The sequence below is a fragment of the Pseudonocardia nigra genome, from assembly GCF_019396355.1.
Lineage (GTDB): Bacteria > Actinomycetota > Actinomycetes > Mycobacteriales > Pseudonocardiaceae > Pseudonocardia > Pseudonocardia nigra.
In genome coordinates this window covers 1-6,698 of the sequence record NZ_JAHKRK010000310.1, presented here as the reverse complement: position 1 = coordinate 6,698, position 6,698 = coordinate 1, and the positions used below count along the sequence as shown (strand labels likewise).

8 protein-coding genes and 1 pseudogene are annotated in these 6,698 nt (G+C 73.6%); 8 read left to right on the top strand and 1 reads right to left on the bottom strand.

Annotation, left to right across the window (positions count from 1 at the left end; translation table 11 throughout):
• The 6 genes from KME75_RS38745 to mutM all read left to right on the top strand — a co-directional run.
• Positions 1-1,520, top strand: a 1,520-nt coding sequence (locus KME75_RS38745) for a glycoside hydrolase family 65 protein (RefSeq protein ID WP_281424874.1), incomplete at its 5' end; no start/stop codon positions are given.
• Between the two features lie 46 nt (positions 1,521-1,566).
• Positions 1,567-2,034 carry a hypothetical protein gene (locus KME75_RS38740; RefSeq protein WP_219419917.1) on the top strand — a complete coding sequence of 156 codons (468 nt, stop codon included), beginning with the start codon at positions 1,567-1,569 and terminating at the stop codon, positions 2,032-2,034.
• Between the two features lie 120 nt (positions 2,035-2,154).
• Complete coding sequence (locus KME75_RS38735) at positions 2,155-2,730, top strand: YceD family protein (protein WP_308283457.1); 576 nt, start codon at positions 2,155-2,157, stop codon at positions 2,728-2,730.
• 42 nt (positions 2,731-2,772) lie between these two features.
• Positions 2,773-2,955, top strand: a complete 183-nt coding sequence (gene rpmF, locus KME75_RS38730) for a 50S ribosomal protein L32 (RefSeq protein ID WP_219419916.1) — start codon at positions 2,773-2,775, stop codon at positions 2,953-2,955.
• 14 nt (positions 2,956-2,969) lie between these two features.
• Positions 2,970-3,728 carry a ribonuclease III gene (gene rnc / locus KME75_RS38725; RefSeq protein ID WP_219419915.1) on the top strand — a complete coding sequence of 253 codons (759 nt, stop codon included), beginning with the start codon at positions 2,970-2,972 and terminating at the stop codon, positions 3,726-3,728.
• Positions 3,729-3,738: 10 nt separating this feature from the next.
• Entirely contained in the window at positions 3,739-4,620 is an 882-nt protein-coding gene (gene mutM / locus KME75_RS38720) for a bifunctional DNA-formamidopyrimidine glycosylase/DNA-(apurinic or apyrimidinic site) lyase (RefSeq protein ID WP_219419914.1), read from the top strand.
• Between the two features lie 260 nt (positions 4,621-4,880).
• Here the strand turns inward: mutM and KME75_RS38715 are convergent, their stop codons facing one another.
• Entirely contained in the window at positions 4,881-5,915 is a 1,035-nt protein-coding gene (locus KME75_RS38715; protein ID WP_219419913.1) for a magnesium and cobalt transport protein CorA, read from the bottom strand.
• A 157-nt stretch (positions 5,916-6,072) separates the two neighbouring features.
• Between KME75_RS38715 and KME75_RS38710 the strand changes: the two genes are divergently transcribed.
• Together KME75_RS38710 and KME75_RS38705 are read left to right on the top strand one after the other, a co-directional pair.
• Entirely contained in the window at positions 6,073-6,393 is a 321-nt protein-coding gene (locus KME75_RS38710) for a PadR family transcriptional regulator (RefSeq protein WP_219419912.1), read from the top strand.
• 84 nt (positions 6,394-6,477) lie between these two features.
• Positions 6,478-6,698 (top strand): annotated as a pseudogene (locus KME75_RS38705) (hypothetical protein); the annotation flags it as partial.

Below are 6,698 nucleotides of genomic sequence, written 5' to 3'. Positions count from 1 at the left end.
TCTGGGAGACCGCGGACGTCGAGATCGACGGGGACGCGGAGCTGCAGCAGGCGGTGCGGGTGGCGACGTTCCACGTGCTGCAGGCCGGGGCGCGGGCGGAGCGGCGCGCGATCGGGGCGAAGGGGCTCACGGGGGAGGGGTACGACGGGCACACGTTCTGGGACACCGAGACCTTCTGCCTGCCGGTCCTGTCGCACCTGGCCCCGCACGCAGCGGTGGACGCCCTCCGCTGGCGGCAGTCGATCCTCCCGCAGGCCTACGAGCGGGCCGAGCAGCTCGGGCTGCAGGGCGCGGCCTTCCCGTGGCGGACGATCCGCGGCCAGGAGTGCTCCGGGTACTGGCCGGCGGGCACGGCGGCGTTCCACATCAACGCCGACATCGCCGACGCCGTCCGCCGCCACGTGGCCGCGACGGGGGACGTGGAGTTCGAGCGTGAGGTCGGGCTGGAGCTGCTGGTGGCGACGGCGCGGCTGTGGCGGTCGCTGGGGCATCACGACTCGACGGGCGAGTTCCGGATCGACGGGGTGACCGGGCCGGACGAGTACACCGCGATCGTGGACAACAACGTCTACACCAACCTCATGGCCCAGCTGAACCTCCGCTACGCCGCGGACGTGGCGGCCCGGCACGCCCGCGCGGCCGCCCGGCTGGGCGTCGACGCGGAGGAGATGGCGAGCTGGCGGGACGCGGCGAAGTCGATGCGGATCCCCTACGACGAGGGCTTACAGGTGCACCCGCAGTCGGAGGGGTTCACCTCCCACGCGGTGTGGGACTTCGCGGGCACGCGGCCGGAGATGTACCCGCTGCTGCTGAACGTCCCGTACTTCGACCTGTACCGCAAGCAGGTGATCAAGCAGGCGGACCTGGTGCTGGCGATGCAGCTGCGCCCGGATGCGTTCACCCCGGAGCAGATGCGGCGCAACTTCGCCTACTACGAGGCGCTGACGGTGCGGGACTCGTCGCTGTCGGCGTGCACGCAGGCGGTCGTGGCGGCCTGGACGGGGCATCTGGACCTGGCCTACGACTACCTCGCCGAGGCGGCGCTGGTCGATCTGCACGACCTGGCGGGCAACTCCGACCACGGCGTGCACATCGCGTCGATGGCCGGGACCTGGACGGCCGTCGTCGCGGGGTTCGGGGGCATGCAGGCCGACGACGGGACGCTGCAGTTCGCGCCCCGGCTGCCCGCCGCGTTGTCGCGGATCTCGTTCGGGCTGAAGTGGCGGGGGCGGCAGCTGCGGGTGGAGGTGCGCCCGGACGAGGTGGAGTACCGGCTGGTGTCCGGGCCGCCGATGCGGCTGCGCCACCACGGGGAGCCGCTCGCGCTCGCCGAGGAGCCGCAGGTGCGTGCGATCCCGGCGGCCGACCCCGTCGACCCGGTCGAGCAGCCCCACGGCCGCGCGCCGCGGCCCCGCCACCCCGCCCGGATCGGCGCGCCCGCGCGCGTCGAACCCCTGCACCCCGCCCACCCCGGGCCGGTGCCGGTCGCGGGCGAGGACGGGATGCGGCGCACGGGATGACGGGCCGCCCTCGCCAACGCCGCGGATCGGTGGCACGGTCGACGGCGTGAAGACCTTCGCAGCGCGCCGGCTCGCCGCGGCCGTGACCGTCGCGGTGCCGGCGCTGGTGATCGCGGCGTGCTCGGGCGTGGCGGGTACGGCCACCCCGGAGGCCGCGCCGGCGGTCACCTCGACGCGGGCGGCACCGACGACCTCGAGCGCCCCCGGCGCGTCGCGGGCCCCGACACCGCCCGCGCCGGAGGGCGGCTGCACCGTCACCGTGGCCGGTCTCGGGCAGATCAGTATGACCGGCTCGGGCGGTCGCGCCTCCACCACACCCGACGGCACGTCCTTCTCCTGCGCCAGCGGACCGCTGATCGACATCACGGCGATCGGCGACGGCGGGGTGACCTTCGCCGCGGCCGGCGTCGAGACGCTCGTCGCGGCGGGGGAGACGGCGACGGTCGGGGCGTACTCGGTGACGGTGACGAGCGTGGAGGGCGACCGGGCGGTGTTCCAGGCGACCCCGTCGTAGCGCCCGCCCATCCCCGCCCCCGGAAGGCCAGCAAGGTGGCAATACTGTCACTGGACGGCAGTAAGGCCACCTTGCTGCAACCGGCGGGACCCCACCGGTGGCTGGGCCTACTCTGGATACGTGACCACGCACCACCCCACCCCCGACCGGCCCGACCCGGCGAGCCCGTGGGTCTTCAGCACCCGGGAGCTCGGCAGGCGCCCGGGCAACATGCGCGCCTACACGCGCACCATCGACGCCCCGGCCGACCCGGCACGGCTCGGCCTCGACACGATCGCCGTGCCCGCGGCTGCAGCCGTCGAGCTGGACGTGCGGCTGGAGTCGGTCACCGAGGGTGTCTACGTGTCGGGCACGGTGCACGCGCCACTGTCCGGCGAGTGCTCCCGCTGCCTGGACGAGCTGACCGACGAGGTCGACGTCGAGCTGTCGGAGCTGTTCGCCTACCCCGACAGCGTCACCGACGAGACCACCGACGAGGACGAGCTGCCGCGGGTGGTCGACGAGTACGTGAACGTCGAGCAGACGGTGCGCGACGCCGTCGTCCTCGCGCTCCCGCTGGCCCCGCTGTGCCAGGAGGACTGCCCCGGCCTGTGTCCCGAGTGCGGCGGGAAGCGGGCCGACCTCCCGCCGGATCACGGGCATGAGACACTGGATCCTCGATGGGCCGCCCTGCGCGGGCGCCTGTCCGCAGACTGAGCCCGCACACGGGCTTCACCGAGCAACTCTAGGAGATCAACTGTGGCTGTTCCGAAGCGCCGGATGTCGCGGTCGAACACGCGCTCCCGCCGGGCGCAGTGGAAGGCCGCTGCTCCCACCCTCGTGGCCTGTGAGAACCGCGCCTGCCGCGCCATGAAGCCGCCGCACACGGCGTGCCCCACCTGCGGCACCTACGCCGGCCGCCAGGTCGTCACGCCGGCCTGATCGCCGCGAGCGGCATGGCAGAACGTGGCCCGCAGGGGCCCGTGGGAGACCACGTGCCCCTGCTTGCGTCCCTGGGCGTCGAGATCTCCGACGAGCTGCTCACGCTCGCGCTGACCCACCGGTCGTACGCGTACGAGAACGGCGGGTTGCCCACCAACGAGCGGCTGGAGTTCCTCGGCGACTCGGTGCTGTCCATCGTCGTCACCGAGCGGCTCTACCGCGACCACCCGGAGCTCCCTGAGGGGCAGCTGGCCAAGCTGCGGGCGAGCGTCGTCAACATGCACGCGCTCGCGGGCGTCGCCGTCACCCTGGGCGACGACGGGCTGGGCGCGCACCTCTACCTCGGTCGCGGTGAGGAGCTCACCGGCGGCCGCACCAAGGCGAGCATCCTCGCCGACGCCACCGAGGCCCTCATCGGCGCGGTGTACCTGGACCACGGTCTGGAGACCGCGCGCGGCCTCGTCCACCGGCTGTTCGACGGGCTCCTCGAGGGCGCCCCGCTGCTCGGCGCCGGGCTGGACTGGAAGACGAGCCTGCAGGAGCTCACCGCGGCGGCCGAGCTGGGCGTCCCGGAGTACCGCATCACCGAGGACGGGCCCGACCACCTCAAGACGTTCACCGCCACCGCCGTCGTCGGCGGGCGCGAGCTGGGGTCGGGCGACGGGCGCACCAAGAAGGAAGCCGAGCAGAAGGCCGCCGAGCTGGCCTGGCGCACGCTCACGGCCGAGGCCGCGGCGGGCGAGCCCGCCCCCTCGTCCGGATCCGGGTCCTGACCCCACCCGGATGCCCGAGCTCCCCGAGGTCGAGGTGGTCCGGCGCGGCCTCGCCGACCACGTCCTCGACCGCGCGATCGCCGCGGTCGACGTCGCCCACCCCCGCGCGGTGCGCCGGCACGCGGCGGGCGGCGCCGACTTCGCCGCCCGGCTGACCGGTCGCACGATCACCGGTGCGCGCCGCCGGGGCAAGTATCTCTGGCTCGACCTCGACGGGGGCGCCACCGGGGACGACGCCGTCCTCGCGCACCTCGGTATGAGCGGGCAGATGCTCGTCACCCATTCGGGTCACCCCGACGAGAAGCACCTGCGGGTCCGGTTCCGGTTCGCGGACGACGGGTCCGAGCTGCGGTTCGTCGACCAGCGGACGTTCGGCGGGCTCTCGGTGCACCCCCTGGCCCCTGCGGCGGGCGGCGGCCTGTTGCCCGAGCCGATCGCGCACATCGCCCGCGACCCGATGGACCCCGCCTTCGACCTGGACGCCGCCGTCACCGCGATCCGGCGCCGCCGCATCGGGCTCAAGCGGGCGCTGCTCGACCAGACCGTCGTCTCCGGGATCGGTAACATCTATGCCGACGAGGCGCTGTGGCGGGCCCGGCTGCACGGGGCCCGCCCCACCGAGGCGCTCACCCGCAAGCAGGGCCGCGAGGTGCTGACGGCCGCCACCGAGGTGATGGCCGAGGCGCTCACCGCGGGCGGCACCTCCTTCGACGCGCTGTACGTCAACGTCAACGGGGCGTCGGGGTACTTCGACCGCTCGCTCGCCGTCTACGGGCAGACCGACCGGCCGTGCCCCCGCTGCGGCACCCCGATCCGCCGCGACGCGTTCATGAACCGCAGCTCCTTCACCTGCCCCCGCTGCCAGCCGAAACCCCGTCGCCCCCACCCCTGATCCGCGAGTCGCGGCGCATGCTCGCGAGTCGGGGTCTGCGGGTGCGCGAGTCGGGGTCTGCGGGTGCGCGAGTCGGGGTCTGCGGGTGCGCGAGTCGGGCTGTTCGCGCGCATGGGTCGGGTCCGGGATGGCTCGGGAGCAGGCCCCCGAGGGTCATCGCGGTCGTGGTCGCCGCCCGCGCATCGCATCCAGGCCCCGACTCGCGCACCCTTGCGGCCCGACTCGCGCGCGTCCAGGCCCCGACTCGCCGGCGGGGCGGGCTACAGCCAGCCGCGGCGTTTGAAGATCGCGTAGAGCACCAGGCCGAGCAGCAGCATCAGCGCCAGCGCCATCGGGTAGCCGAGCACCCAGCTCAGCTCGGGCATGTGGGTGAAGTTCATGCCGTACACCGAGGCGATCAGGGTGGGCGCGAACAGGATCGCCGCCCAGGACGAAATGCGCTTGACCTGCTCGTTCTGGTCGTAGCCCGCCTGGGTCAGCCGGGCCATCTCCTTGTTCTGGCGCTGCCCGACCAGTGCGGCGTTGACCTGCAGGATGTTCGTGAGCAGCTGCCGGAACGCCTCGGTCCGTTCCAGGGCACGGGTGGCGTGGTCGCCGACGTCGCGCAGCGCGCGCCGCAGTTCGAGATCGGTGTCCTCGCCCGCCTTGCCGAGCCGGGACCGCAGCTGGGCGAGCATCCCGGTGAGCGGCTCCAGCGCGCGCTGGAACGCGATCACCTCGCGCGTGAGCTGGTAGATGCGGCGGGAGACGCCGGGGTCGCCGTCGAAGACCTGCTCCTCGATCTGGTCGATGTCGTTCTGCAGGCCGTCGAGCACGGGTGCGTAGTCGTCGACGACCCGGTCCAGCACCGCGTAGAGGACGGCGAGCGGCCCGTGCGCGAGCAGGTCGGGGTCCTTCTCCAGGCGCCTGCGCACCTCGCCGAGGTCGGGTTCCTCCGCGTGCCGGACGGTGATCACGAAGTCCGGCCCGAGGAACAGGTGCACCTCGCCGAGCTCGACGACCTCGTTCGGGTCGACGTACCGAGCGGGCCGGAGGACCACGAACATCGTCTCGTCGTAGTGCTCCAGCTTGGGCCGCTGGTGCGCTTTGACCGTGTCCTCGACGGCCAGATCGTGCAGGTCGAACTCCCGCGCCACGGCGTTGATCTCGTCGAGGTTCGGGCGGAGCATCCCGATCCAGCAGAAGCTGTGTCCGTCGTCGGGGCAGCTGCGCAGCGCCTCGAACGCGGTGTCGAGCGACGGCGGCGCGAGCTCGCGGCGCCCGTCGACGTAGATGGCGTTGTCCACCACCGACATGCATGTCCTCCGGCCAGACCCGCCGCCCGGCGGTCGCCGGGTCCCCGCTCCGAAGGGTAGTCGGGGTCCGATCATCCTGCTTCCTCCCACGAGCGGGTGGGGCACCGCGGAGTACTGCGCATTGCGTAGTAGTGTGCGGCGCGAGAGAGGGGGCGGCGTGGACACGAGCCAGTTGCTCAAGGGAGTGCTCGACCTCGCCGTCCTCGCGGTGCTCGACCGCGAGGACGGCTACGGCTACCAGGTGGTGCGCGGGCTCCGCGCGGCCGGCCTGGAGGAGGTGGGGGACGCGTCGGTGTACGGCACGCTGCGGCGGCTGTACCACGCGGGGCTGCTCACGTCCTACGTGGTGCCGAGCGAGGAGGGCCCGCACCGCAAGTACTACAGCCTGAACGCGCCCGGCCGGGAACGGCTGCGGGAGCTGGCCAAGAGCTGGCGGGCGTTCGCCGAGACGATGGAGGGACTGGTGGAGGCCGCATGAACGGCGACGACAGCCACACCGCGCCCGCCGACGCGGGGCCGGCGGTCCGGCTCGCGGCGGGCCCTGCCGAGGAGTACCTCGCCGGTGTGCGGGCCGCCCTCGCGGACCTGCCCGCGCCCGAGGTCTCCGAGATCCTCGAGGACGTGCGCGCGGCACCTGGCCGACCTCACCGACGAGCTGGGCACCGACGCCGACCTCGCGGCGTTCACCGCGCGTCTCGGCACGCCGGCCGCCTACGCCGCCGAGCTCCGGGCCGCTGCCGGATACCCGGCAGCGCCGGCGGGCGCCGCCGCTGCCCCCCGGCC

What these genes read in the sequence shown, in the direction of transcription:
- rnc (WP_219419915.1), top strand. Translation starts at nt 2,970, where the DNA reads ATGGCAGAACGTGGCCCGCAGGGGCCCGTGGGAGACCACGTGCCCCTG.
- mutM (WP_219419914.1), top strand. Translation starts at nt 3,739, where the DNA reads ATGCCCGAGCTCCCCGAGGTCGAGGTGGTCCGGCGCGGCCTCGCCGAC.
- KME75_RS38715 (WP_219419913.1), bottom strand. Translation starts at nt 5,915, where the DNA reads ATGTCGGTGGTGGACAACGCCATCTACGTCGACGGGCGCCGCGAGCTC.